Origin of the sequence: Roseovarius sp., assembly GCF_018066915.1 — a bacterium.
Taxonomy (GTDB): Bacteria; Pseudomonadota; Alphaproteobacteria; order Rhodobacterales; family Rhodobacteraceae; genus Roseovarius.
The window spans coordinates 1-25587 of record NZ_JAGPVV010000159.1 but is presented as its reverse complement, the minus strand read 5'-3'; the positions used below and the strand labels follow the sequence as shown (position 1 = coordinate 25587).

Sequence of the window (25587 nt, the reverse complement as noted above, 5' to 3'; positions counted from 1 at the left end):
AGCCCGGAGAGGGCGAAAACGGGATCGGCAACAACTTGCCCCGGATGTCACATTTGGTTTCCAAGTCGTAACATCTTCACAAGATGCAGCATTTGGGCCTGATGCAGCGCCCTACAAGCGACCAATCCCGCGGTACTGCCGGTGTTTACGAGCAAGAGTGCTCCGGCCCTTGCCGGACCCGGAAACCGTCGCAATACCTGTGGCCGGATTTTGTGGCGGAGCGGGAGGGATTCGAACCCTCGAGACGGTTCCCCGCCTACACACTTTCCAGGCGTGCGCCTTCGACCACTCGGCCACCGCTCCATCGCGCGGGTTCTAGCCGCAGGGGGCCGGGCTTTGCAAGGGGAAGAATGCAGATAATCAGGCGAAAATGACAAAGCACTTGACGCGCGCTTGCCGCAAGGTTCTGTCGGAAAACTGTCAGCCCTGCCGTTTTCCGGCAATCCGGCACGGAACCGGATTTGTAACGCTGGCACGCGAACAAAGGGCAGAGGCAGGCAGACCGTGACAGACCACGACTACATCATCGTCGGCGCAGGCTCGGCGGGCTCGGTTCTGGCCGACCGGCTGAGCGCCAATGGGCGGCACCGGGTCCTGATCATCGAGGCCGGGGGGCGCGGGCGCAGCCCTTGGATCGCGCTGCCTCTGGGCTACGGCAAGACCTTCTTTGACGAACGCCTGAACTGGAAATACGAATCCGAGCCCGAAGAAACGCTCGACGGGCGGCGCGGGTATTGGCCACGCGGCAAGACCGTCGGCGGATCGGGGGCGATCAATGCCATGGTCTATGCGCGCGGCCTGCCCCATGATTTCGACGATTGGGAGGCGGCGGGGGCAACCGGCTGGGGCTGGGACACCGTGCGCGCCACCTACGAGGCGCTGGAAACGCAGGTGGCGCCCGATGGCACCCGGCGCGGGACCGGTCCGATCACGGTGCAGGATGTCTCGGACCAGATCCACCCGGTCAACCGGCACTACTTTGCGGCACTCGAGGAATTGGGCCTGCCGCGCACCGACGATCTCAATGATCCCAGCGGTGAAGGCGGCACCATCTACCGGATCAACACCGCCGGAGGTCTGCGCAATTCCTCGGCGCGCGCCTGTCTCAAGCCCGCACTGAAACGCAGCAATGTGACGCTGGTGACTGGGGCCCATGTCGACCGGATCGAATTTGAAGGCAACCGCGCGGTGGCCGTGCACTACCGGCGCGGCGGCAAGCGGCATGTGGCGCGCGCGGGGCGCGAGATCATCCTGAGCGCCGGGGCCGTCACCTCGCCGCGTCTTTTGCAACTGTCGGGGATCGGTCCGGCGGACCTCTTGCGCCAGCATGGCATCACGCCGCTGCGCGATTGCGTGCATGTGGGCGGCAATCTTCAGGATCACTTGGGGATCAACTATTACTTCCGCGCCACCGAGCCCACGCTCAACAACGATCTCGCCCCCTTCCTTGGCAAGGTGCGCGCTGCGCTGCGTTTTGCGCTGACACGGCGCGGGCCGCTCTCGCTCTCGGTCAATCAATGCGGCGGCTATTTCCGGTCAAAGCCGGGCCAGAACCATCCCGATCAACAGCTCTATTTCAACCCTGTGACCTATACGACCACACCCGCGGGCACCCGCTCGGTCGTGCGCCCCGATCCTTTTCCGGGTTTCATCATCTCGTTTCAGCCCTCGCGCCCGACCAGCCGAGGCCGGATCGACATCAGCAGCGCCGATCCAGACGCCCCGCCGCGCATCTGCCCCAACTCGCTCGCGACCGAAGAGGACCGTGCGCAGGTGGTGGCCGGCGCCCGCCTCTGTCAGCGCATCATGTCCACCGCAGCACTCACCGCCCTTGTCGAGAGTGCCATGTATCAGGACCTGCGCGAGATGGACGATGCCGCCATTCTCGACGATTTCCGCAAACGCTGTGGCACGGTGTTTCATCCGGTGGGCACCTGCCGGATGGGCAGCGATCCGGCGCAGTCCGTGGTCGATCCGCAGCTTCGCGTGCATGGGGTCACCGGGCTTCGCGTCGTCGATGCCTCAGTCTTTCCCAATGTCACCTCGGGCAATACCAACGCGCCCACGATGATGCTGGCCTGGCGCGCCGCCGATCTCATCCTCGCCGAGGGCTAACCCCAGCCCGAGATTCGAGCAAAGGTCGGAAACGCCTGATTTTATAGGTGAAACACCACGTTCTGCGATTGTCACCGGGCGTGAATTTCCCGATACTGCGTCCCAGCCACATCAGAGACAGGCCAGACGGTGACACCAGCAGACCAAGACACGCGCCCTACCGGTTCGAGCACCCCGGAACTGCAGCGCATCCGCACCGTGGCACAGATCATCATCGCCTTTGCGGTGGTGCTCTTTTTGTTGGTGCAGGCGCGGTTCCTGCTGATTTCGCTGGCGACCGCGATCATCCTCTTCAGCCTGACCTCGGATGCGATCAACTCCATCGCGCGCGTGCGCCTCGGCCCGGTGCGGGTGCCCAACTGGCTGGCGAGCGTCGTGGCGCTGTTGCTCATCTCGGCGGCGCTGCTCAGCCTTTCGGCGGTGATCCTGTCGCAGATCAACACCGTGCTCTCGACCACGCTGGCCTATACCGACCGCGCCCCACAGGCGATCTCGGCGATGGTGGCCTGGCTTGGCCCGGATGCGGAAAAGGCCGTGTTCAACGCGGTCTCCACCCTCGATGTCGCGGGCTATCTGCGCGCCCTTGCAGGGCAAGCGGGGGGCATCATGCAGGGCACGGTGCTGGTCATCCTCTTCGTCGGGTTTCTCTTTGCCGAACGGATCTGGTTCACGACCAAGCTCGTGAGCCTCTTTGGCGATCCGCACAAGGCGGAGCGCGTGGGCCGGATCGTCAGTTCGATCATTCACCGGGTGAATTACTACCTGCTGGTCAAGACCTTGGTCAGCGTCGTGACCGGCCTCATGGTTTACGGCGTGGCGCAGTTCTTTGCGCTCGATCTGGCGGGGGCCTTGGGGATTCTGACCTTCGTGCTCAACTACATCCCGTCGATCGGCTCGATCGTGGCCACGGTGCTGGTGGCGCTGGTGGCCTATGTGCAACTGGCCGATGGCACCATGGCGCTGGTGATCTTTCTGATCGTAGGACTGATCCAGTTCGTTAACGGCAATATCATCGACCCGATGCTGATGGGCCGCGCGCTGCGGGTGTCGTCCTTTGGCATCATCATTTCACTGGCGTTCTGGGCGGCGGTCTGGGGGATACCGGGAATGTTTCTGGCGGTTCCGATCATGGTCGCCCTGATGATCGTCTGCAGCCATGTACCCGGGTTCCGCGCCATCGCTGTCCTCTTGTCGCGCGAGGGGTTGCCCGAAACCGATCAGGATCTCGACGCCCCCAAGCGCAGACGAGGCTAAGGCGCGCGTCTTTTCGGAAATCCCGAAACCCGCTTTCAGCCGCTGGAAAAACCGGATCACCTTGCTGGCAAATCCCTTGCCGTGGGCGTCGGCGCGCCCCATTCCTTGGCCAAAGGAGTTCGCGCCATGCCCATCATCCCGCTCAAGACCGCCCCCGGAGAGCCGCCGCAGACCGCGCATGACGTGGCCGATACCGTCCAGATCATGCTGGCACGGCTGCGCACGGGGGGCGCACAGGTGGCGCTGGAATATGCGCGGCAACTCGATGGCTGGCAGGGCGGCATCACCGTCACCCGCGCCGAGATTGACGCCGCTGTGGCCCGCGTGCCGCAAACGCTCAAGGCGGATATCCAGTGGGCACATGACAATATCTCGCGCTTTGCCGCCGCACAGCGCGCCACGGCGCAGGATATGGAGATCGAATTGCGCCCCGGCCTGCGTGCGGGGCAACGTCAGATCCCGCTGGGCGCTGCGGGCTGTTACGTGCCCGGCGGGCGTTATAGCCACATTGCATCTGCGTTGATGACCATCGCCACCGCGCGCGAGGCGGGTGTGGCCGATATCACCGCTGTCTCGCCCCCCTGCGGCGTTCAGGGCATCCCCGATGCCATGCTCTATGCGATGGATCTGGCCGGGGCTACGCGCATCCTGACCATCGGCGGGGTGCAGGGGGTCGCGGCCATGGCCTTTGGCCTCTTTGGCGCACCGCCTGCCGATATTCTGGTCGGTCCCGGCAATGCCTATGTCGCCGAGGCCAAGCGCCAGCTCTTTGGCCCCATCGGCATCGACATGTTCGCAGGTCCGACCGATAGCCTCATTCTCGCCGATGACACGGCGGATGCCGAAACCGTCGCCGCCGATCTGGTGGGACAGGCCGAGCATGGCGCGAATTCACCGGTCTGGCTGGCCACGACACATCGCTCGCTGGCCGAGGCGGTGATGGCCCGCGTGCCCACCCTCATCGCCAGCTTGCCGGAACCAAATCGCAGCGCGGCTGCCGCCGCATGGCGCGATCTGGCCGAGGTGGTGCTCTGCGGCAGCGCGGAAGAGATGGCGCAGTATGCCGACACAAAGGCGCCTGAGCATCTGCATATACAGGCGCGCGATCTGCCGTGGTGGCGGGCACGCCTGCGGGCCTATGGCTCGCTTTTCCTGGGCGAGAACACCACGGTGGCCTTTGGCGACAAGGCAGCAGGCCCCAACCACGTCTTGCCCACCTCGGGTGCGGCGCGCTATACGGGGGGGCTATCGGTGCACAAGTTCCTCAAGACCGTCACCTGGCAAGAGGTGGACGGGCGCGCGCTACCCGATCTCGCGCGCGTCACCGCCAGCCTCAGCCGCGCCGAACGGATGGAGGGGCACGCCCGCAGCGCAGACATCCGCCTTGGGCCCATCGCTCAGGCGGCGATTTCGACGGGATAAGACCGACCAATGAAAACCGTGGGTGTTCTGGGGGGCATGGGCCCCGAAGCGACCATTCTTCTGATGCAGAAACTGCTGGCCGCTGTGCCCGCGCGCGATGACAGCGACCATATTCCGCTCATCGTGCATCAGAACCCGCAGGTGCCCAGCCGGATCAAGGCCCTGATCGAGGGCACAGGCGAAGACCCCGGCCCGGTTCTGGCCCGCATGGCGCGTGATCTGCACGCGGCCGGGGCAGAGGCGCTGGCAATGCCCTGCAACACCGCACATCATTACGCCCCTGCGGTGGTCAGTGCTACGCCGCTGCCCTTTCTCAACATGCTGGACCTCACGGCAGAGGCGCTTGCCACCCAAGGGGCGCAGCGGATCGGGATGCTCGCCTCGCCAGCAACCCGGCTTGCTGGGGTCTTTGCCGCGCCCTTTGCCGCCCATGGGCTGACGCCGGTGTTCCTGCCCGATGACAGCGGAATTCTCGCCATCATCCGCGCGGTCAAGGCGGGGGAACCGCTGGCAACCCTCAAGCCTCGGCTCGCCCAAGAGGCAGAGGCGCTCTTGGCCCATGGCGCAGATCATTTGCTGGTGGCCTGCACGGAGCTCTCCTTGATGACCGATGCCCTACCCGCAGCGACGCCCCATACCGACAGCCTCGATTGCCTGACGCGGGCCATCGCGAATTTTGCCAAGGGCTGAACGCGCTCAGTCTTCGAGATGCAGATAGACGCGGCGGTTCTGGCGGCCTTTCTTTTCGACCTTGCCAAGACGCAACCGCCCGATTTCGCCGGTGCGCGCCACATGGGTGCCGCCGCAGGGTTGCAGATCGACCTGATCCGCCCCCGACCCGATCCGCACCAGACGCACCCGGCCAGAACCCATGGGCGGGGCCACCGACATGGTCTTGACCAGCCCCGGATTGGCGCGCAGCGCGTCATCGGTGATCCAATCCTCGGTCACGGGCAAATCCCGGTCCACCAGTTGATTGAGATAGTCCTCGAGCGTGTCACGGTCGGTGGGCGCTTCGGGCATGTCGAAATCGAGCCGGCTGCGCGTCTCGGCAATCGCGCCGCCCGACACCGGCAGCGGGATCACCACCGACAAGAGATGCAGCGCCGTGTGCATCCGCATCAGCCGGTGCCGCCTTGGCCAGTCGATCGCCTGTCGGAGCGCGGTGCCAATGGGCGGCAACGGCACCGGCTCGGCCACGACAAGCGCGATCTGCTCTGCCTCGGCCTTGACCGCCGTAGCAATGCTGAGGCTGTGCCCTTGCCAGATGAGCCGCCCACTATCACCCGGCTGACCACCGCCCGTGGGATAAAAGAGCGTCTGATCCAGAACGATCCCACCCTCGGGCGTATGCGCCACGACAACGCCCGCCGCCTCGGTCTGATAGGCGTCCTGCCTGTAGAGGGAGGTGGTCATCGTCCGTCACCCTCGCCGCCGCTATCGCCGCCGACATCGCCCTCGGTCAGGGCGGCGGGGCTTTGGCTTGTGACCTGCGCCGCAGGCTCCGCAGGCTTTGGTGCACCAGAGGGCGCATTGCGGAACCATACATCCTGCTGCGGAAAGGGAATCTCGATCCCTTCTTCGGCAAAGCGGCGGGCAATCTCGTGGTTCATGTCGGATTTCACGCTGGCCACCCAGTTGACATCGCGCAGGATCGCCCGGATTTCGAAATCCAGTGAACTGGCCCCAAAACTCTGAAACAGAATATTCGGCGGCGGCTGCATGAGCACCATCGGATGTGCCTCGGCCACCTCGCGCAGGATTTTCTCGACCCGGCGCGTATCTGTGCCATAGGCCACGCCTACCGGCACGATCACCCGGCCCACGGTATTGCCTCGGGTGTAATTCGTCACCGTGCCACTGACAAAATCGGCATTGGGCACGATCACATCGGTGCGGTCAAAAGTCTCGATCCGGGTCGAGCGCACCGAGATCGAGCGCACATAGCCGTGCTGCCCGCCCACCTCGATCCAGTCCCCTTCGGAAATGGGCCGCTCGATCAAGAGGATGATGCCGGACACAAAGTTCGATACGATGTTTTGCAGACCAAAACCAATGCCCACCGACAGGGCACCGGCGACGATGGCCAGCGAACTCAGGTCAATGCCCGCCGCCGTGACTGACACCAGCACCGCAAGGAAAATCCCGACATAGCCCACGCCCGACACGATGGCATTGCGCCCCCCCATATCGAGCTTGGTCTTGGGCAGGATCGAATTCTTGAGCGTCCCCTGAATAAGGCGGGTCAGCAGATAGCCAAGGGTGAACACCCCGCCAAGGATCAGGAACCCGGTCGGCGACAGGGTGATGCCGCCAAACGTGACCCCTTGGGTAAAGCTCAGCCACGCCTCTTGCAGTTGCGCCGGCCGCGCCCCCCAGATGAGCGCAAAGATCGGCACAGAGGCGACGACGAGGACAAAGCCCAAGAGCACCGGAAAGAGCGAGTCATCAATGCTCTGCGCGTTGCCCCGCAGCATGATATAGACCTCGGACAGCACCCGCTGGATCAACAAGAGCGCCGCGATCATCATCAGCGACAGCAGCGCAGGCAACATCATCGCCTCGGCGGCAGACATATAGCCGATCGCCGACAGGAGCGGTGCAAGGATTGCCAAAGCCCAGAGCGCACGGGCGAGGATACGCACCAGCTTGCTGCGGAAGGTCTGATCGGTTTCCGGCTCGTTCGCAGCCGCCTTGCTGTGCCGCATCAAGAGCCGGGCCAGTCGCAGCAAAAGCAGCGAGGCCAGCACCATGAGCGGAAAGATCATGACGTTGCGGGCTTCTTCGGACCAGTCAAAGCCATCGGCCAGATCCTGCACATAGGCAAAACCCGCCACCACCAAACCGAGAGAACCACCGCAGAGCCGCCCGGTCGCGCGCTCCGACGCGCTGAGCGTGAGCAAGGGCAACTGCCGCTCGTCGCGCGGAAAGACCCGCAAGGTCAGCCACCGCGCCAAGAGAAGGATAAAGGCCGCCGCAGGCAGCGAATCGACCACAAGCGTGCCTTTGGCCCCCAAAAGCCCGGCAAGCACCGCCGCCACCACGATAGAAATGACCCCGAGATAGGGCAGCAGCCACTCCCCCAGCGAGACCGCGAAGGCGGCCAAGCGACGCCCCGCCGTGGGCGTCTCGCCCAGCACCCGCGCCGCCAGACGCGTGGTCCAGACCCGCCCCCGCGCAATCAGCAAGAGGCCGAGCAAGCCAAGAACAATCACCCCCGGCAGGTTGCTCTGAAACCGCGTGCGCCGAAAACTGCTCTGCCAGTTGGTCGCGGTCTCTGCCCGCACCGTATCCACCGCGCGGTAGAGCGTTTTCGCCGCCTCTGGCCAATGGAGCGGGTTGACCGGCGATGGCCCAAGCCGCAACAGCGCCTGCGTCTGACGGTCCCGAATGGCCGTGTCGATGCTGGTGATCAGCCCGTCGGCGCGACTGCGCGCCAGATCCGCCAGCTTGACCGGCGCTTCAAGCCGGGTCAGGCGGCGGTTGAGTTCGGCACGCTGCGCCGCGATATCCTCGGCCTCTTCGCCGGTCTCCGGCACCGGACCCAAGGCCGCGATCTGGTCGCGAACGGTTCGGATCGCCGAGGAATTGAGCGTTTGCATTTCGAGAAACTGTTGCCGCCACCCATTGATCTGGGCGCGCATGTTTTCCAAATCCGCAGTCGTTGCATCACCGTTGGCGATCAGATCATCCGCTTCGGCCGCAAGCTCTTCCCATATGACGTAATCCACCGCGTCGGGCGTGTGCTGCCCTTGCGCGGGGGCCATGGCGGGCACGGCCGCCGCCGCACCAAGTGCCAGGCAGAGGATCAGGCATAGCTGCCGCAGCATCGCTGTCACCCTGCGAAAACCCCCGGAATCGAACGCGGCGCCTGATCAAGCCAATCCGGCGTCGGCAAATTGTTGGCGCGCAGGAATTCCGGATTGAAGAGCTTGGATTGATAGCGCGTTCCGTAATCGCACAGGATTGTCACAATGGTATGCCCCGGCCCCATCTCGCGCGCCATCCGCATGGCCCCGGCAATGTTGACGCCGGTCGAGGCCCCCATGCACAGCCCTTCATGCTGCAAGAGGTCAAAAACGATGGGCAATGCCTCGGCATCGGGAACCTGACAGGCGAAATCGGGCGTGAACCCCTCAAGATTGGCGGTGATCCGCACCTGACCGATACCCTCAGCGATGGACGAGCCTTCGCTCTCCAATTCGCCCTTGGTGTACCAGGAATAGAGCTTGGCCCCCATCGGATCGGCGATGCCCACCTTGACGCCCTTGGGTTGCAACGCCATGCCGACCCCGGCCAGCGTGCCACCGGACCCCACCGCGCAGATGAACCCATCCACCTTGCCGCCGGTCTGCTCCCAAATCTCTGGGCCGGTTGTTTCGATATGCGCCTGACGGTTCGCGACATTGTCGAATTGATTGGCCCAGATCACCCCGTTGGGTTCACTTTTGGATAGTTCTTCGGCCAATCTCTCGGAATAACGCACGAAATTGTTGGGATTTGAATATGGCGCGGCGGGCACCTGCACCAGATCGGCACCGGCCAGACGCAGCATGTCCTTCTTTTCCTGGCTTTGCGTCTCGGGGATCACGATCACCGTCTTGAAGCCGAGAGAAGCGCCAACAAGCGCCAGACCAATGCCGGTATTGCCCGCCGTGCCCTCGACAATCGTGCCGCCGGGTTTCAGATCACCGCGCGCAATCGCGTCGCGGATGATGAAAAGCGCGGCGCGGTCCTTGACCGACTGACCGGGATTGAGAAACTCGCATTTGCCAAGGATGTTGCATCCCGTTTCCTCGCTGGCGCGGCGCAAACGAATGAGCGGGGTATTCCCGACAGCGGCGGCCAGATCCTGTGCAATGCGCATCTCTCATGCTCCTGTGGTCAGCGTGTTCTCTTCGGTTTAGGCGCTTGGGGGCGGGAACTCAAGCGGATGCGCGCAGCCGTGCGCGTTCACGCTCAAGCCACAAAAGGCTGAGGATCAGCGGCCCGTTATTGGCCTCTCCGCTCTGGACCAGCGCCATTGCCCGCGCAAAATCAATCACATGGGTGCGAATGTCCTCATGCTCTGTGGCGAGCCCGCCGCGCCCTTGCTCTGTCTCGGGCAGATCGCAAATCCCAAGGAAGATATGAAACAGCTCAGTGGAATAGCCGGGCGTGCAATAATGCTGGGAAATCTTCTCCAGCCCGCGCAGCGTGAGCCCCGCCTCTTCCAGACATTCCCGGTGCGCGGCCTCTTCCGGGCTCTCGCCCCCGTCGATCCGCCCGGCCACCGGCTCGAGCATCCAAGGGTGCGGATCGCCGCGCCCAAAGGGGCCCATGCGGAACTGCTCGACCAAGAGCACCCGGTCGCGCACCGGATCATAAGGCAGCACAAGGGCGGCATCGGTGGCCACAAAGACCTCGCGGCTGAGCGTATCGCTCAGCGTGCCGTCAAAGCGCGGGTGCCGGAGCGTGTATCTGCGGCTGAGGAAGAACCCGGCATGGGTGATGTCACAGGCGACGATCTCGACCTTGTCCGCCTCTGTCGCCGCGCGCAGGTCAGTGGGCGCGGATATGGCCGCCGCCTCCCGCGCCCCGGCGCGTGACAGGATCATCGGCAGACGGTGGGCGAAGTCCTGAGGCGCAACGCGGCCCTTGAGGCTCAGGATTTCTTCTATGGCATACCTCAGGATCAGCGCATGGCGCGCGCGCCACGCCGTAGCGCCCCATAAAAGCGGGCCCGGCTGACCAGGAAACACCTGCGCCGCATAACTCGCGCCTTGGCACTCGACGCTGAGCGGCTCTGCCGGACCCAAGCCAAGAGCGTTGAGCACAAAGGTCAAATCCGCCACAGTCTCAGGGTGATCCACCAGATACCCTTCGACGGCCCCTGCCCCACGGATCAGCCCCGCCAAGGGCAAGGGCACGTCCTGACAAGTGATCAGCCTCTCACCAGCCCGCGCCTCTACCCCGCCAAAACCGGGGAAAACCCCTTGCAGGACATGGATATCAGCCAAGGGACCGTAGAGAAACAGCGGTGTCACGACCACCGGTGCGAGACCCATTCCGAAATGATCCCGACCACGATTCCGCCCGTGACAAGCAGGCCGATCAGCGGCCCGTTGATCATCGTCATGCCATATTCGACCATCAACTCGAACATCGAGGTCAGCCCCTCGATCACCCCGTCATAGCGGTTGTCGAGCGCGCGCTTGAGCATTTCGTTGAGGCTCTGGAGAAAGATCGCCCAAAAGACCAGCGCGCCGACGCCCGTCAATCCCGCACTGAACCCTTCGGCATAGCCAAAGCCCAGCCGCGTGCCCGTCACGCGCCAGCCGCAGATTGCGCCAAGGGCCACGTTCACCTCGTTGAACCAACCAAAGTTGGTATCCTCGGGCATAAGGGGGCGAAACAGCTCTGATCCGAACCATCCCAAAGCCCCAAGTCCGATCGCCGCGACCAGCCGCGCGGCGGTGGGCATGTGATCTGTAACGGGCATCTATCCGGGCCTTGCGATGGTGATCTGTGTCACATCGCAACTACCCCCTTTGAAGGCCCCCGCGCAAGAGGTCAGGTAGAAATTCCACATCCGGCGAAACCGCTCGTCAAAGCCCATTTCGGCGATTTCATCCCATTTGTCGTTGAAGGCCTGATGCCAGCGGCGCAGCGTCTGGCTATAGCTCTCGCCAAACTCGATCGACCGCGCAACGCTCAGCCCCGCCCGCTCGATCTCGGCGCGCAAGGCGGTCGGGCTGGGCAGCATCCCCCCCGGAAAGATGTATTTCTGGATGAAATCCACATCTGTGCGATAGCTTTCCCACCGTTTGTCCTCGACCGTGATGATCTGGAGCGTGGCCAGAGCACCGGGATTGAGGCGCTCGCGCAGGCTGTCAAAGAACACCGGCCAATACCGCTCGCCCACCGCCTCGAACATCTCGATGCTTGCAATGCCGTCATAGGTGCCGCGCTCGTCGCGGTAGTCCTGCAATTTGAGCGTGACCCGGTCCGACAGCCCCGCGCGCGCCATCCGGTCCTGCGCATATTTCAACTGCTCCGCACTGATCGTAAGGCCGGTCACGCGCAGACCCCGTTCCTTGGCGGCATACTCGGCAAAGCCACCCCAGCCACAGCCGATTTCCAGCACATGATCGCCGGGTTTTACCCCCATCTGATCCACCATGCTGGCATATTTCGCAATCTGTGCCTGCTCGAGACTGTTTTGGCCCGCCTGAAAGATGGCGCTCGAATAGGTCATCGTTTCATCCAGCCAGAGGCTGTAGAAATCATTGCCCAGATCGTAGTGATAGCTGATGTTGCGCCGCGCTTGGGTCTTGGAATTGCGCTTGAACCAAAAGCGGATGCGCTCGTAGATCTGCGCCACGCGCTGACCGGGATAGCCGTTGTAAATCCCGTCGTTGTCATCGTTGAGCAGGTCCATGAACGCCTGCAAATCGGGCGTGGACCAGTCCCCATCGAGATACGCCTCGCAAAACCCAAGATAGCCCTCGCGCACCAACCGGGCAAAGACCTCGGTGTCGTGGATAGCCAGCACCGCCACCGGGCCGGGGCGCATGCCTTCCGCGCGGAATACGCGGCCATCAGGCAGGCGGATATCGAGCCGTCCAGCGTCGATATTGCGCGCCACGCCATAGCAGCGGGTGAAATAGCGCGGCAGGCCCGTCTGGCCGGTGGTGTCGGTCAGGATCATGCGCTCGGTCCCTCTTTCGTTTTGTGGCGCGTCAAGCGCCGATCTTGCGGTCATTATGGTCATGCGTCAAAATCCCCGCGCTTCATAGGCGTCGAGCGCGCGTTGACGCCCTCGTGCCAGATCAACAATCCGCCCCGGATAGGCCATCGCGGGGTCAAGCCCCCAGTGCCGGGGGATGGCCCGGAAATAATCGAGCGCCGTGGCGGGCGGGGTGCGTTGCCCCTCGGCGATCCAGCGGCGGGTATAGGCCCCCTTGGGATCGAACTTGTCCAGTTGCGTCTCGGGATTGAAAACCCGGAAATAGGGGGCGGCATCCGGGCCACAGCCGGCCGCCCATTGCCAGCCCATCGCGTTCGACGCCGGGTCCCAATCCGTCAGACAACCGGCAAACCAATTCAGCCCGATCTTCCAATCGGTCATGAGGTGCTTGGTGAGATAGGAGGCCACGATCATCCGCGCGCGGTTGTGCATCTTGCCCGTCACATACATCTCGCGCATGGCGGCATCGACAAAGGGCTCGCCGGTGCGGCCCTGCTTCCACGCGATCACCTCCGGATGCTCTGCGTCATCGGACCACGGGAACGCATCCCAATCGGTCCGCCAATTGCCGCTCAGGATATGGGGCGTGTGAAACATCAGATGATAGGCAAACTCGCGCCAGACCAGTTCCTTGAGCCAAGTTTCGGCCCCTTTGGCCCCCGCGTGCCACGCCCGTTGCCCCGCATGCCAGCACTGGCGCGCCGAGATTTCCCCGTAGGTGAGGTTTTCCGAGAGGGTCGACGTGGCCTCCACCGCCGGAAAATTCCGTGCCTCCTGATAATCCGCGATGGCCCCGTCGGCAAAGGCGTGCAACCGCTCCATCGCCGCCGCCTCGCCGACCCGCTGATAGGGTTCGCACACCTCGGCCCCGCGCCGCATGGCCGCGCCCATCCGCCACTCTTCCAGAGTGTCAGAGGCAGGCCAGGCTTCGGGGGCTGGAATACGCGACGGCGCTGAAAGAGGTGTCGCCACCTCGCGATCCTTCACCGCGCGCCACATGGGGGTATAGACGCGGTAGAAGCCGCCGGTCTTGGTTTCGACCGTCCAAGGCTCGAACATCACATGGCCCGCGTGGCTCTGTGCGTCCACCCCTGCCTCGCGCAGCGCGGATTTCACCGCCTTGTCGCGCGCAATCGCCTGCGGATCATAGAGCCGCGACCAATGCACGGCCCCTGCGCCGGTCTCGTCTACCAGCGCGCGCAAAACCTCAAGCGCCGCCCCTCGGCGCAGGATCAGACGGCTGCCCACCCGCTCAAGGTCCCGCGCAAGAGAGGCCAGCGACAGACCCAACCGCCATTTCGGTGCCGCGCCGAGCTGCGCGACGCTCTCATCATGGATGAAAACAGGGATAACAGGCCCGCCGCCCGCGAGCGCCGCGCAGAGTGCCGGGTGGTCGGCCAGACGCAAATCGCGCCTGAGCCAGAGTAGTGTCGGTGATTTCTCGGTCATCCCCTGCCCCGGTCTTTTGGTGCATTACGGATCGGGAAGACAGACGGATCAAAGAATATCATCAAGTGCGGTCAGGAGTTTGTCCACTTCGGCACGGGTGGTGTAATGCACGAAACTCAGGCGCAACACACCGCGCTCCGGGTCCACGCCCATGGCCGTCAGAGGCCGCACCGCGTAGAAATCGCCGCCCCCCGCCATGATCCCATGCGCCGCCAGTTGCGCCGCCGCCTCGGCCCCCGGCCGGTTGAGGGCCACAGCCACGGTCGGTGCCTTTTGCCCGGCCTCCACCGGGCCGATCAACCGCGCGGAATTGCGATCCTTGAGGAAATCCAAAAGCGGCTGCAAAATTGCTGTTTCATGCCCACGCATGAGGTCATGCACACCCGCCGCCCGCGTTACGGCATCGCCCGTAATCCCGTGATGCGCCGCCAGATCGTCGATGTAATCCGCCATACCGGCACTTGCGGCCACCTGCGCATGATCTGGGCCTGCGGGCGTGAAGCGTTTGTAGAGCGTGCCCGCGTTGAAATAATGCGCCTGATTGGGCAAGAGATTGCCCAATTCCCGGCGGATCACCATGATGCCCTGATGCGGCCCATAGGTCTTGTAGGCCGAAAAAAGGTAAATATCCGGCCCCATGCCCCCCACATCGGGCAAGCCGTGCGGCGCATAGCTGACCCCATCGACACAAACAAAGGCCCCGGCGGCATGGGCCAGCGCCGTGATCTCGACCACCGGGTTGATCGCGCCCACTACGTTCGAGCAATGCGGGAAACATACCAACCGCACCCGGTCATCGAGCAGGTTTTCAAGGTCCGCAGGATCAAGTAGGCCGCTCTCGGGATTGATCTTCCACTCGCGCACCTCAAAGCCCGCATCCGCCAACCGCCGCCACGGCCCGGAATTGGCCTCGTGATCCTGATTGGTGACGATGATCGCATCGCCCGGCTCCATCCACTGCCGGAACGCTTGCGCGAGAACATAGGTGTTCTGCGTGGTCGAGGGGCCAAAACTCAGCTCATCCGTCGCCACCCCCATCATCGCCGCCAGCCGCGCCCGCGCCTCGTCCATCTCGGCGCCTGCCAGTTGGCTGGCCGCGTAGGGCGCATAGGGCTGCACCTTGCGTTGCCGGTAATACCGCTCCAGCCGCGCGATCACCGGGCCGCAGGTATAAGACCCGCCCGCATTCTCGAAGAATGCCTGCCCCGCAAGGCTTGGTTCCGCAAAGGCCGGAAATTGCGCGCGCACGAAATCTGTGTCGAGTGTCATACTTGTCCCCATTGTCCCTTTTGGCCGCCACAAAACAGCAAAGCCCCCCGACGCGCAAGCGCCGGAGGGCCTCAAGATGACAGTCATGGGAAGGTTAGAGGCTTTTCATTTCGCTCTGCAACCCGCGAAAGATCGCCCAGCACATGACCAAGAGCACCAGCGTGAACGGGAGACCCGTCGAAATCACCGCCGATTGCAGCGCGGCCAGACCGCCGCCGATCAAGAGGACAATCGCCACAGCCCCCTCGAAGATGCACCAGAACACCCGCTGCGGCACCGGCGCATCCACCTTGCCCCCCGCCGTGATCGTATCAATCACCAGCGACCCCGAGTCCGACGAGGTGACAAAGAACACCACCACAAGAATGATCCCGATGGTCGATGTGATCGTCGCCAGCGGCATGTTGTCAAGCATCTGGAAAAGCTGGAGTTCGAGCGGCGCATCTTTGGCCGCCTCATAGCCATCGGCAATCACCTGATTGAGGGCGGTGCCGCCAAACACGCTCATCCACAGCACACAGACCAGCGACGGAATAAGCAGCACGCAGATCACGAATTCGCGCACCGTGCGGCCCCGGCTGACGCGGGCGATGAACATGCCCACGAAGGGCGACCAACTGATCCACCACGCCCAATAGAACGCGGTCCAGCCCTGCATGAAATTCGTATCCTCGCGCCCAAAGGGATTGGACAGCGCCACGAGATTTTGCAGATAGGCCCAGAGGCTGTCGAAAAAGAACGTCAGCAGGAAAATCGGCCCGCCCACAAGGAACACAAAGACCAGCAAGAGGGCTGCCAGCCCCATGTTGATCTCCGACAGCACCTTGACCCCACCATCAAGGCCGCGCAGCACCGAAATGAGCGCAATCGCCGTGATGCCGGAAATCAGCAGCACCAGAAGAAGGCTGGAGTTTTCGCCGCCGCTCTTTGCCGTATTGCCATAGGCGATGCCCAGAAACGCGCGCGTGCCCTCGGCCGCATCCCCTGACCCGTAGAGAAAGGTCAGCCCCGAGGCCGCTTGCTCTGCGCCAAAGCCAAGCGAGGTGGCCAGACCAAAGAGCGTGGCAAAGACCGCCAGCGTGTCGATCACATGGCCCCACCAGCCCCAGACACGCTCGCCCAGGATCGGATAAAACGCCGAGCGCAGCGTGAGCGGAAGACCCTTGTTATAGCTGAAGAGCGCCAGCGCCAGGGCAACCACCGCATAGATCGCCCAAGGGTGCAGACCCCAGTGGAAAATTGTCGCCGCCATGCCCAAACGCGATGCCGCCTCGGAATCACCGCCAGCGGCGCCCAAAGGTGCCCAGTCGCTGCGCGCGCCGCCCTCCATCGCCGTGCCACCCAAGGCGCTTGAAAAATGGCTCATCGGTTCGGACACGCCAAAGAACATGAGGCCAATGCCCATACCGGCCGCAAAGAGCATCGCGAACCAGCCCAGATAGCTGTAATCCGGCGTGGCCTCATCCCCGCCCAGGCGCACCCGGCCATAGGGGCTGACAATCAGAAAGAGACAGAAGATCACGAAAACATTGGCGGCGCTCAGGAAAAACCAATCAAAGCCTTTCGTCACCGCCGCAAAGAGCCAGTCAAACACCGCCGCCGCCTGATCCGGCAGGGCCAGCGCGTAGAACACGAAAATCACGATGCTGAGGCCCGAGATGAAAAACACCGGGTTATGAATGTCGAGCCCGAATGGCCCCACCTGCGGCTGCACATTGTCCTGCCCGATCAAATAGTCGGTCTCGATCACGTCCGACTGCCCTTCGGGCGCGGGTATGCCTTGGTTGGTTGTCTCCTCGGCCATCTGGTCCCCTTTTTCTGTTTTTCGGCCGCCCGTCACATCCTGTCAGAGGACACAACCACCGCTCTGGGGCGGTGCGTGGCAGCGCATTGGTGTCATGCACGCAGCAAAAGCACCTGGCTATTCGCGCGCCGGGCATCTGATGCCCGTGTTGAACCGCCGCTTTTAGCAAGAAATCGCCGGGGATCGCAACCCGACCCCGCAAATCCTGTAACATTTGCGCCAATTGAATGTCGTAAAACTACACGACCATGGGAAATCACCCGGAATTTCAGGCCGCCGAAACGCTGCGCGACGTCATGGCCTCTGCAGCGCCCGATCACGGTAATAGGCCAGCACATAGAGCCGGATCGCCGTGGCCAACCCGGTCTCGATCCCGCGCCCTGCATCAATCTCGGCCGCCAAGACATTGAGCGCGATTGATTTTTCCTCGGCAATCTCGCGAAATGCCTGCCAGAACGCATCCTCGAGCGACACGCTGGTGCGATGACCGCGCAGCGTCAGCGAACGTTTGACCGGGCGCGCGCTCATCGTCGGTCAGCCTTCATTCGTCCGCCTCATCCCGGCGGTGCTGGTCCAGCATGGCGCGCGCCTTGTCGGCTTCGGCCTTTTCCAGCGCCTTTTGCGCCTTGGTCCGGCCAAACCGCGCGGCGTTTTCCTCCGCGCGGGCCTTGTCGGCGGCCCGCGCCTTTTGCTTGCGCACCCGGTTCAGATTGACCGGGCCCTCGCTCATTTCGGGCCGATCATGTCTTCGGGACGGACCACACGATCAAAGGTTTCGCCATCGACAAAGCCAAGCGCAATCGCCTCTTCGCGCAGCGTCGTGCCGTTCTTGTGCGCGGTCTTGGCGACCTTGGTGGCATTGTCATAGCCGATGGTGGGCGCCAGCGCCGTGACCAGCATCAGGCTTTCCTTCATCAGCTTGTCAATGCGCGGGCCATTGGCCTCGATGCCATTGAGCATCCGCTCGGTGAAGCTGTCGGCGGCATCGCCCAAAAGCTGCATGGATTGCAAGAGGTTATAGGCCATCATCGGATTGTAGACATTCAATTCGAAATGCCCCTGAGAGCCTGCAAACTTGATCGCGGCATCATTGCCCATGACATGCGCCGCCACCTGCGTCAGCGCCTCCGCCTGCGTCGGGTTGACCTTGCCTGGCATGATCGACGACCCCGGCTCGTTCTCGGGCAGGATCAATTCGCCCAAACCCGACCGCGGACCAGAGCCAAGAAAGCGAATGTCATTGGCGATCTTGTAGCAAGACCCGGCAACGGTCGCGAGCGCGCCGGACATGAACACCATCGCATCATGCGCTGCCAGCGCCTCGAACTTGTTCGGCGCGGTGACGAACGGCAGGCCCGTGATCTCGGCCATCTGCCCCGCCACGGTCGTATCCCAGCCCTTCGCCGTGTTCAGACCGGTGCCCACGGCGGTCCCGCCCTGCGCCAGCTCATAGATGCCGGGCAAGCACAGATTGACCCGCGCGATCCCCTGCCGGACCTGATGCGCATAGCCCGAAAACTCCTGCCCCAGCGTCAGCGGCGTGGCATCCTGCGTATGGGTGCGGCCGATCTTGATGATGTCCTTGAACTCTTCCGACTTGGCCTCGAGCCCCGCCAAGAGCTTGTGCAGCCCTGGCAAGAGCACGTCGCGCGCGGTCATGGCGGCCGCGATATGCATGGCCGTGGGGAAGGTGTCGTTCGAGGATTGCCCCATATTCACGTGGTCATTGGGATGCACCGGGTCTTTGGAGCCGATCACGCCGCCCAGAATTTCAATCGCCCGGTTGGCGATGACCTCATTGGCGTTCATGTTGGATTGCGTGCCCGATCCCGTCTGCCACACGACGAGCGGGAAATTGTCGTCGAACTTGCCCGCAATCACCTCTTGCGCCGCCTGAATGATGGCATCCGCCAGACGCGCATCGAGCTTGCCACTGGCCTTGTTGGCCTGCGCGCAGGCCTGCTTGATCACGCCAAGCGCACGCACGATGGCCACAGGCTGTTTCTCCCAGCCGATCGGGAAATTCAGGATCGAGCGCTGCGTCTGCGCCCCCCAGTATTTATCGCTGGGCACCTCGAGGGGGCCAAAACTATCGGTCTCGGTGCGGGTGGCGGTCATGGCAAGGCCTTTCGTGACGGGTTTGCCCCGTTCATACCGCAGTTTGGCAAAAGATCAATGCTGTATACGACGGAATACAAAGCCCTCAGGCCGCGACAAAGCGCCAGTTACTTGCGGAAACTGTCGAGCCGCACCACCTCGGCCTTGCCGGGGCTGGGATCATCATCGGGCGGATCGGTGTCGTCCAACTCGTCGATATCCTCATCGACTTCCTGCGTCTCGAACCGCAGACCGAATTCGACCGACGGATCGACAAAGGTCTGGATCGAGTCGTAGGGCACATAGAGCCGCTCTGGCGCGTCGCCGAAATTCAGCGTCACGGCAAAGCCGTCATTCGTGACCTTGAGGTCATCATACCAATGCTGCATCACCACCGTCATTTCCGACGGATAGCGCTGCTTCAACCAATCGGCGAGCTTGGCCTCGGGATGCTTGGTGTCGAAGGTGATGAAGAAATGATGCGCCCCCGGCAAACCCTCGGCCTGCACCTTGCTCAGCACCTCTTGGATGAGGCCGCGCATGGCACGATGCATGAGATTGCCGTAGTCGATTGAACGAGACATGTTTGACCCTTGGGGAATTGCTGCATGTCAGCATAGGGGATTCGAAGCAAAACAAAAGACCTGCAATGCGCCCCTCAGATCAAAACATGAACCACCCCCGCCAACGCCGCCATAAGCGCCAGAACCGGCACCATCGGCAGGTGCAACCCCAGCAGCAGAACGCCTGCGACCGCGACATAGACCGCATCACGCGGCGAAAAACTGCTGATCTCGGGGCGAGGTCCAAAGGCGCTCATCGTCACCTGTCCGAAGAGCACATGCAGCGCGAACCACACCGAAAGGTTGAGGATCACCCCCACAACCGCCGCCGAAATCCCGGCCAATGCCCCTTTCAGACGGGGCCGCGCAAGGATACGCTCGATATAGGGCGCGCCTGTGAATATCCATAAAAAGCAGGGAATGAACGTGACCCAGAGCGTAAGACAGGCCGCCAGCACCGCCATCCCGACCCCGCCCTGCGCATAGCCCGCCAAGAGGCCCACAAACTCGGTCACAAGGATCAGCGGCCCCGGCGTGGTCTCGGCCAGCCCGAGCGCGTCGATCATCTCCGCCGTGCTGAGCCAGCCCTTGGTCGCCACCACCGTTTCGGTCATATAGGCCAGCACGGCATAGGCGCCGCCAAAGGTCACGACCGCCAACTTGCTGAAGAAAAGCGCCAGATCGGTCAGGAACTCGGCACCCATACCCCAGGCCAGCAGCACCGGCGCCGCCCAGAGCGCGCCCCAGACAAGTGCTGTCGTCACGGTCTGCGACAGCGGCACAGGGACAGGTGCGTCAAGCCCCGGCTCGGCCCTCACCCCCCGATGCGACCACCACCCCCAGAGCGCCGCCGCCGCGATGATGAGCGGAAAGGGAACCGAGAGAAAGAACATCGCGACAAAGCCCAAGCCCGCCAAGACCCAAGACGCCCGGCCTTTGAGCGCGCGCTGCGCAAGCTTCAAGAGCGCTTGCAACACGATCACCACGACCGCCGCCTTGATGCCCAGAAAGACCGCCTGCACCAGTGGCAGATCGCCGTAAGTGGCATAGCCAAGGCCAAGCGCCATAATCACCGCCGCGCCCGGCAGCACAAAGAGAAGCCCCGCGATCAGCCCGCCCAATACTCCGCGCAGCCGCCAGCCCGCATAGGTGCTGAGTTGCATCGCCTCTGGCCCCGGCAAGAGCATGCAAAACGACAGCGCGCCCAAGAATTGCTGCTCGCTCAGCCAGCCGCGCCGTTCGACCAATTCGTCATGCATCATCGAGATTTGCGCCGCAGGCCCGCCAAAGCTCAGGAGGCCGATACGGGCAAAGCTGCGGAAAAGCTGGCTTGTGGATACATCCGTCATCTCTCACCCCCGCGCGGCTGGCCAGTCATGGCCCTCGTCAAATCCATCACGCGCCCAGCGATAAAGCGCATCGTAAAGCGTCATACCAGCGTCCAACTGCGCAAGATCATCGCGATATTGCCGCGACAGCCCCACCGAAATCGCCAGCAACCCTGCCGCTACCGGATGCAGATCATGTCTGTTGGTATCCGCCCCGCGCACGACAGCGGCCAGCCGCTGCAACGCGGGCGAGGTCAAACCAAAGCTCTCAAGCATGGTGTCGAATGTGCAGGTCTCGCCACGGTGACTGAAATAAACGCCCTCGATGTCAAAGGGCGTCGCCCCAAAACGCTCGGCCACGCCCAAGACTTCGGAGGGCGAGACAAAGAGAAACCGCGCGGAGGGATCAACAAACCGCCGGATCAGCCAAGGACAGGCGATCCGGTCCACCTTGGGCCTGTGGCGTGTGACCCAGAGGGTTGCCCCCTCGACCGGCGCAGGCACCGCTGCAACAGGCACGCAGAGCGTCTCCTCGGCCGCGCGCCAGGCTTGGATACCGCCCTGAAGATACTCGGCCTTCTCCCCCTCGCACGCGAGCAAGGCCACCATCCCCTGACTGAGTTTCAGCCCCTTGTGACAGACGATGACCGCGCGGCGCCCCTCAAGATGCACGATCAACCCCCTGATATCGCTGTGGGAATGACGGATAGATCCGGGAATTACAGACGGATCTGTCTCAAAATCCTCTGGTAGACGAATATCGACGATGACCGGGCAATCGGGCGTGCCGATCAGCCGATTGAGCTGCGATACGGTGATTTCAGTGGTGGCAGGCATGGCACATCCTCTGGGATTTCAGTGGATGCGACTTTGGGCCTTGGCCTCACGGGGCAGTCGCGTGAGGCCCCATGCCGCTTTTTGCACGCAAGGGGCGAACTCTGTCAAGGCTGGTGTGAAAGTGCAGGCTTCTGTTGCCAGGTGCCTGCGAACCCCGCCTTACGCGGCTAAGCGCAAGGACTTAAGTTTCGGTTTGGTTACTGCTTACGCAGCAACGGCCACCGGAGCACGGTTGTCGTTTGCAACTGTACGTTTCGGACCGATAACGGTGGTACCTCACCGGGACAAAGCATAACCCCTTTAGACGTTCGTCGATCCTATTTCGACCCCATGATCCCCAAATGAAGGATGTTTGGTGGAGTCGCCGGGTACCGCCCCCGGGTCCGATCCGCTTATTACGAGCGCGTTTATGTCCATAGTCCGCTTGCGCGGACAACCCATACATAGGCGCTCTGATGCTGCTTGCAAAGGGGTGTCGGATCAGCGCGGCAAAAGTTTCAGCCAGATGCCATCGCGCCCGCGCACCGTCAGATGCGCCACCGGCATGGGCGGGCGCCCCTCGACCGGGCTCAGGCGATAGGCCCGCACCAGCATCGCAAGCAAGAGCGGCCCCTCGATCATCGCAAACCCCGCCCCGGTGCAGACCCGCTGCCCGGCGGAAAACGGAATGAACGCCTCGCGCAGACAGGTCTTGCCATTCTCGGTGCCATAACGCGCCGGATCGAACCCGTCGGGATTGTCCCAGAGCCGCTCGTGCCGGTGCAGATGCCAAGGGCTGATCACCACCTGCGCGCCGGGCGCGATGTCTCGGTCGCGGAACCGCTCGGGACAGGCCGTCTCGCGCACCATCATCGGCACCGGCGGATAGAGGCGCAGCGTCTCGCGGAACACATCGCGGGTGATGCGCAACTGCGCCATATCGCCAAACTCCGGCGCGCGGGTGCCAAAGACCGCCTCTGCCTCGGCTGCAACCTTGTCTTGCCACTCCGGATAGAGCGCCAGCAGATAGAGCGCCCAAGCCAGCGCCGACGCACTGGTTTCATGCCCCGCGAGAAAGAAGATCGCGACCTGATCGACCATTTCCTCGGTGTCAAACCGCGCCTCGGTTTCCGGGTCCGCGGTGGTCATGATCTTGGTCGCCAGATCATCCGGCGCGGTCCCCGCCGCAATCTCGGCCTGCCGCCGCGCGGTCAATTCCGTGATCAACCCCCGGATGGTCCGCGCCGTCACCCGCGTCTGACGGCGGTGAAAGCGTGGAAACCAACGCGGCAAGGGGATGAACGCCGCCAGATTCAGCACCGGTTGCGTGCGTTGATGCGCCTTGAAGGCGTCAAACACCCGCGCCGCCGTTGCATCCTCGATCGGCAGCGAAAACAGCGTGCGAAAGATCACATCGGCGGCGGCGTGGCTGGTGTGAAACTCGATTTCAAGGGGCGTGCCCTCGGCCAGAGGGGCGAGGCGCGACACCGCCCCCTGCCCGGCTGTCACCATCGCCGCGAACGTATCGCGCAGCCTCCCCCCCTCAAACGCGGGGTCGATGATACGGCGTTGGCGCTTCCATTTCTCGCCATTGGTGACAAAGACCGAACGTCCCAAGAGAGGCCGCAACCCCTCGGAGACACGCGCGGATTTCGGGAAATCATCCGGGCGCGTGCGCAGCACCAGATCAACCAAGGCCGTATCGTTGCAGAGATAGGATCGAAAGAACGGCGTGCGAAATTCGGCCATCCACGCACGGTAGAGCCGCGCCGGCTGTGCCGAGAGGATATCGGCGCGAAAGAGCCGCAGGTAGCGCCAGAGCGACACAGCATCGGGGCGCGCGGGCGGCTTGGGCGGGATCATGGCGCAAGGCTCGTGTAACGCGAGGTGGCGCGCTCGATCCGGCTTTTGGACGGTTGACGGTCACTGAACCGATCCGCCAGCGTCAAAGGCCCCGCCGTAATGCGGAAATAATCGTAATCCTTGGGCCGGTCAAAGGCGCAAAGATATTGAAAATGCAGCCGGAAAAACCGCCAACGCAAGGATTTCCACCGCTCGGGACTCAGCGTTTGCGTAAACGCCGCCGAAATCACCAGCGGCCAGCGCTTGTCCGCCGGGGCCACGCCAGACACGGCCACCGGATCGCAGAGCGCAAAGGCGCAGCCATCGCCGGGCGCGGTAACATCGACCCAAGTCAGCGTGTCCTGCGCGCTCAGATAGGCCAGATCCGCCCGCAGCCGGTGTGCGCGCGGTAGAAACGATACCATAGGCACCACCTGCCCAAGGCTCAGGAACGACAGCACCGGGCCATGGTCGGGCACCTGCCCGCCCCGGATCAGATCCGCCAGAATCGACACCCCCAGATGCGCCCCCGACGAATGGCCAACGACCAGCACCTCGTCGCACTCCCCCAGCAAAGCCTGCGCAATCTCGGCGGTGAATTCTGCCATCCGCGCCTCCAACTCGGGCGGGTTGGCCCCCAGATACCGCGCGGAATAGGCATAGTCATGCATCAGGTAATAGGCAAAAAACCGGCCATCCAATCGCCGGAACCATTCGAGTATGAAAGGCACGACCAGCAGACCGCCCCACGCCGCCCAAGGCTGCCAGAGCGCCAGCGCGCGCCCCAATCCCCAGGCCACCAGAAGCGCAATTCCAAGCTGGACCAGCAAAAACCCCACCGGATAGAGCGCCGCGATCACCGGCCCCTTGCGCAATCGCATCAACCGAAAGAGCGCGCCGGTGCCGATATAAATCGCCGCCGTGCGGATCAATTGCGCATAGGTGGCCCAAATGCCCTGATCCATGCTGCCTTTGACGATATCGGACCAGACCAGCACCTCGAACGTGCTCTCGACCTCGGCGTCTTCTATCTGCGCGCTCACGGCCCAGCCGAACCGCGCTTGAGCTTTGGCAGGCAACACTTTGATTTCATATCCGGAAAGACCCGCCTGTCCCGCGCTTTCCTTGCGATAAAGCTCGCGGTAGCGGCGCGGCGGGATGGGGTCATAGCCGGGGATGTAAAACACGCGCCTGCGGCGCACAGTCGCGTTAACAGGGGCCTTGCTGCTCATGTCCAACCTCTTGTTGACCAGAGCCTAGCGCGAAAATCTGGCAAGCGTAAGGCGTTATCCAAGCACCGCAAGGGCCGGGAATGTTTCCAGAAGCCAGAAGGAAAAGGCCGAAAACCCGCCCGTCAGCATCAAGAGCCCGATAGTCCAGAGCAAGAGGCCCATGACCCGCTCGATCTGCTCCATATGGCGCTTCATCCAGCCCATCAGCCCCTGCAGGCGCGGCAGGAACGCCGCAACGAGCAGGAACGGCACGCCAAGCCCGATAGCATAAATCGCCAAGAGCATCGTGCCCCGCGCCACCGACCCTTCCGACGCCGCCAAGGACAGGATCGCGCCCAGTTGTGGGCCGATGCAGGGCGTCCAGCCAAAGGCAAAGGCCAGCCCGAGGATATAGGCGCCAAAGGAAGAACCCCCCCGATCCCCCGCATCAATCCGCGCCTCGCGGTCCAGAAATCCGATTCGGTAAACGCCCACGAAATGCGCGCCAAAAATCATCACAAGAACGCCCGCTATCGTATTGAAATAGCTCTGGTATTGCAAAAACACCGTGCCAATGGCAGAGGCCGTGAAGCCCAGAAAGATAAAGACCGTGGACAGACCCAGCACGAAAAAGAGCGCCGGCACCACGGCGCGCGCCCGGCTCTGCCCGCTCTCGGACAGATCATTC

22 protein-coding genes, 1 tRNA gene and 1 other RNA gene are annotated in these 25587 nt (G+C 63.1%); 4 read left to right on the top strand and 20 right to left on the bottom strand.

Translation table 11 applies throughout. The annotated features are described in order from the left end of the window. Window positions 1-213: 213 nt before the first annotated feature. A tRNA-Ser gene (locus KBT70_RS08605) sits at window positions 214-303 on the bottom strand. 201 nt (window positions 304-504) lie between these two features. Here KBT70_RS08605 and KBT70_RS08600 point away from each other — a divergent pair. The 4 genes from KBT70_RS08600 (at window position 505) to KBT70_RS08585 (ending at window position 5481) form a co-directional block, all read left to right on the top strand. Next, on the top strand, window positions 505-2115 hold the full coding sequence (locus KBT70_RS08600; protein ID WP_296631303.1) for a GMC family oxidoreductase N-terminal domain-containing protein: 1611 nt from the start codon (window positions 505-507) through the stop codon (window positions 2113-2115). Window positions 2116-2244: 129 nt separating this feature from the next. Then, window positions 2245-3369 carry an AI-2E family transporter gene (locus KBT70_RS08595; RefSeq protein ID WP_296631301.1) on the top strand — a complete coding sequence of 375 codons (1125 nt, stop codon included), beginning with the start codon at window positions 2245-2247 and terminating at the stop codon, window positions 3367-3369. A 126-nt stretch (window positions 3370-3495) separates the two neighbouring features. Beyond that, window positions 3496-4791 carry a histidinol dehydrogenase gene (gene hisD, locus KBT70_RS08590; RefSeq protein WP_296631298.1) on the top strand — a complete coding sequence of 432 codons (1296 nt, stop codon included), beginning with the start codon at window positions 3496-3498 and terminating at the stop codon, window positions 4789-4791. A gap of 9 nt (window positions 4792-4800) precedes the next feature. Further along, window positions 4801-5481, top strand: coding sequence for an amino acid racemase (locus KBT70_RS08585; RefSeq protein ID WP_296631295.1), 681 nt, complete (start codon window positions 4801-4803; stop codon window positions 5479-5481). Window positions 5482-5487: 6 nt separating this feature from the next. Here the strand turns inward: KBT70_RS08585 and KBT70_RS08580 are convergent, their stop codons facing one another. The 19 genes from KBT70_RS08580 to KBT70_RS08490 form a co-directional block, all read right to left on the bottom strand. Further along, window positions 5488-6207 (bottom strand): alanyl-tRNA editing protein, encoded by a 720-nt coding sequence (locus KBT70_RS08580; protein ID WP_296631292.1) that lies wholly within the window; start codon window positions 6205-6207, stop codon window positions 5488-5490. Beyond that, window positions 6204-8621 carry a DUF3772 domain-containing protein gene (locus KBT70_RS08575; protein ID WP_296631289.1) on the bottom strand — a complete coding sequence of 806 codons (2418 nt, stop codon included), beginning with the start codon at window positions 8619-8621 and terminating at the stop codon, window positions 6204-6206. Before KBT70_RS08575 ends, KBT70_RS08580 begins: the two co-directional genes overlap by 4 nt. Before the next feature lie 5 nt (window positions 8622-8626). Then, entirely contained in the window at window positions 8627-9658 is a 1032-nt protein-coding gene (locus KBT70_RS08570; protein WP_296631286.1) for a cysteine synthase A, read from the bottom strand. 58 nt (window positions 9659-9716) lie between these two features. Then, the gene (locus KBT70_RS08565; protein WP_296631283.1) at window positions 9717-10838 is read right to left on the bottom strand and encodes an NUDIX domain-containing protein; all 1122 of its coding nucleotides are present in this window, start codon (window positions 10836-10838) and stop codon (window positions 9717-9719) included. Then, window positions 10814-11272, bottom strand: a complete 459-nt coding sequence (locus KBT70_RS08560; RefSeq protein WP_296631280.1) for a TrgA family protein — start codon at window positions 11270-11272, stop codon at window positions 10814-10816. Before KBT70_RS08560 ends, KBT70_RS08565 begins: the two co-directional genes overlap by 25 nt. Beyond that, window positions 11273-12481: a cyclopropane-fatty-acyl-phospholipid synthase family protein gene (locus KBT70_RS08555; RefSeq protein ID WP_296631275.1), complete on the bottom strand. Its 1209-nt coding sequence runs from the start codon at window positions 12479-12481 to the stop codon at window positions 11273-11275. It abuts the gene before it with no gap. A 66-nt stretch (window positions 12482-12547) separates the two neighbouring features. Beyond that, a complete protein-coding gene (locus KBT70_RS08550; protein ID WP_296631271.1) occupies window positions 12548-13969 on the bottom strand; it encodes a deoxyribodipyrimidine photo-lyase in 1422 nt (473 codons plus the stop codon). Window positions 13970-14017: 48 nt separating this feature from the next. Next, window positions 14018-15238 (bottom strand): aminotransferase class V-fold PLP-dependent enzyme, encoded by a 1221-nt coding sequence (locus KBT70_RS08545; RefSeq protein ID WP_296631267.1) that lies wholly within the window; start codon window positions 15236-15238, stop codon window positions 14018-14020. A 94-nt stretch (window positions 15239-15332) separates the two neighbouring features. After that, entirely contained in the window at window positions 15333-17042 is a 1710-nt protein-coding gene (locus tag KBT70_RS08540; RefSeq protein WP_296631265.1) for a BCCT family transporter, read from the bottom strand. A 294-nt stretch (window positions 17043-17336) separates the two neighbouring features. Further along, window positions 17337-17570 carry a ribbon-helix-helix domain-containing protein gene (locus tag KBT70_RS08535; RefSeq protein WP_296631262.1) on the bottom strand — a complete coding sequence of 78 codons (234 nt, stop codon included), beginning with the start codon at window positions 17568-17570 and terminating at the stop codon, window positions 17337-17339. Window positions 17571-17583: 13 nt separating this feature from the next. Further along, window positions 17584-17772: a DUF4169 family protein gene (locus tag KBT70_RS08530; RefSeq protein ID WP_296631259.1), complete on the bottom strand. Its 189-nt coding sequence runs from the start codon at window positions 17770-17772 to the stop codon at window positions 17584-17586. Continuing rightward, complete coding sequence (fumC, locus tag KBT70_RS08525) at window positions 17769-19160, bottom strand: class II fumarate hydratase (protein ID WP_296631257.1); 1392 nt, start codon at window positions 19158-19160, stop codon at window positions 17769-17771. The genes KBT70_RS08530 and fumC overlap by 4 nt, the downstream gene beginning before the upstream one ends. A 107-nt stretch (window positions 19161-19267) precedes the next feature. Next, window positions 19268-19723: a ClpXP protease specificity-enhancing factor SspB gene (locus KBT70_RS08520; protein ID WP_296631254.1), complete on the bottom strand. Its 456-nt coding sequence runs from the start codon at window positions 19721-19723 to the stop codon at window positions 19268-19270. A 74-nt stretch (window positions 19724-19797) separates the two neighbouring features. Beyond that, window positions 19798-21051 (bottom strand): chromate efflux transporter, encoded by a 1254-nt coding sequence (gene chrA / locus KBT70_RS08515; RefSeq protein ID WP_296631251.1) that lies wholly within the window; start codon window positions 21049-21051, stop codon window positions 19798-19800. 3 nt (window positions 21052-21054) lie between these two features. Beyond that, entirely contained in the window at window positions 21055-21867 is an 813-nt protein-coding gene (locus KBT70_RS08510) for a sulfurtransferase/chromate resistance protein (RefSeq protein ID WP_296631247.1), read from the bottom strand. Window positions 21868-21987: 120 nt separating this feature from the next. Continuing rightward, window positions 21988-22340, bottom strand: a transfer-messenger RNA (tmRNA) gene (ssrA, locus tag KBT70_RS08505). A 7-nt stretch (window positions 22341-22347) separates the two neighbouring features. Then, a complete protein-coding gene (locus tag KBT70_RS08500) occupies window positions 22348-23709 on the bottom strand; it encodes a cytochrome P450 (protein WP_296631244.1) in 1362 nt (453 codons plus the stop codon). Continuing rightward, window positions 23706-24920, bottom strand: a complete 1215-nt coding sequence (locus KBT70_RS08495; RefSeq protein ID WP_296631241.1) for a hypothetical protein — start codon at window positions 24918-24920, stop codon at window positions 23706-23708. The genes KBT70_RS08500 and KBT70_RS08495 overlap by 4 nt, the downstream gene beginning before the upstream one ends. Window positions 24921-24974: 54 nt before the next feature. Beyond that, a partial coding sequence (locus KBT70_RS08490; RefSeq protein ID WP_296631239.1) for a cytochrome c biogenesis protein CcdA occupies window positions 24975-25587 on the bottom strand: 613 nt, incomplete at its 5' end.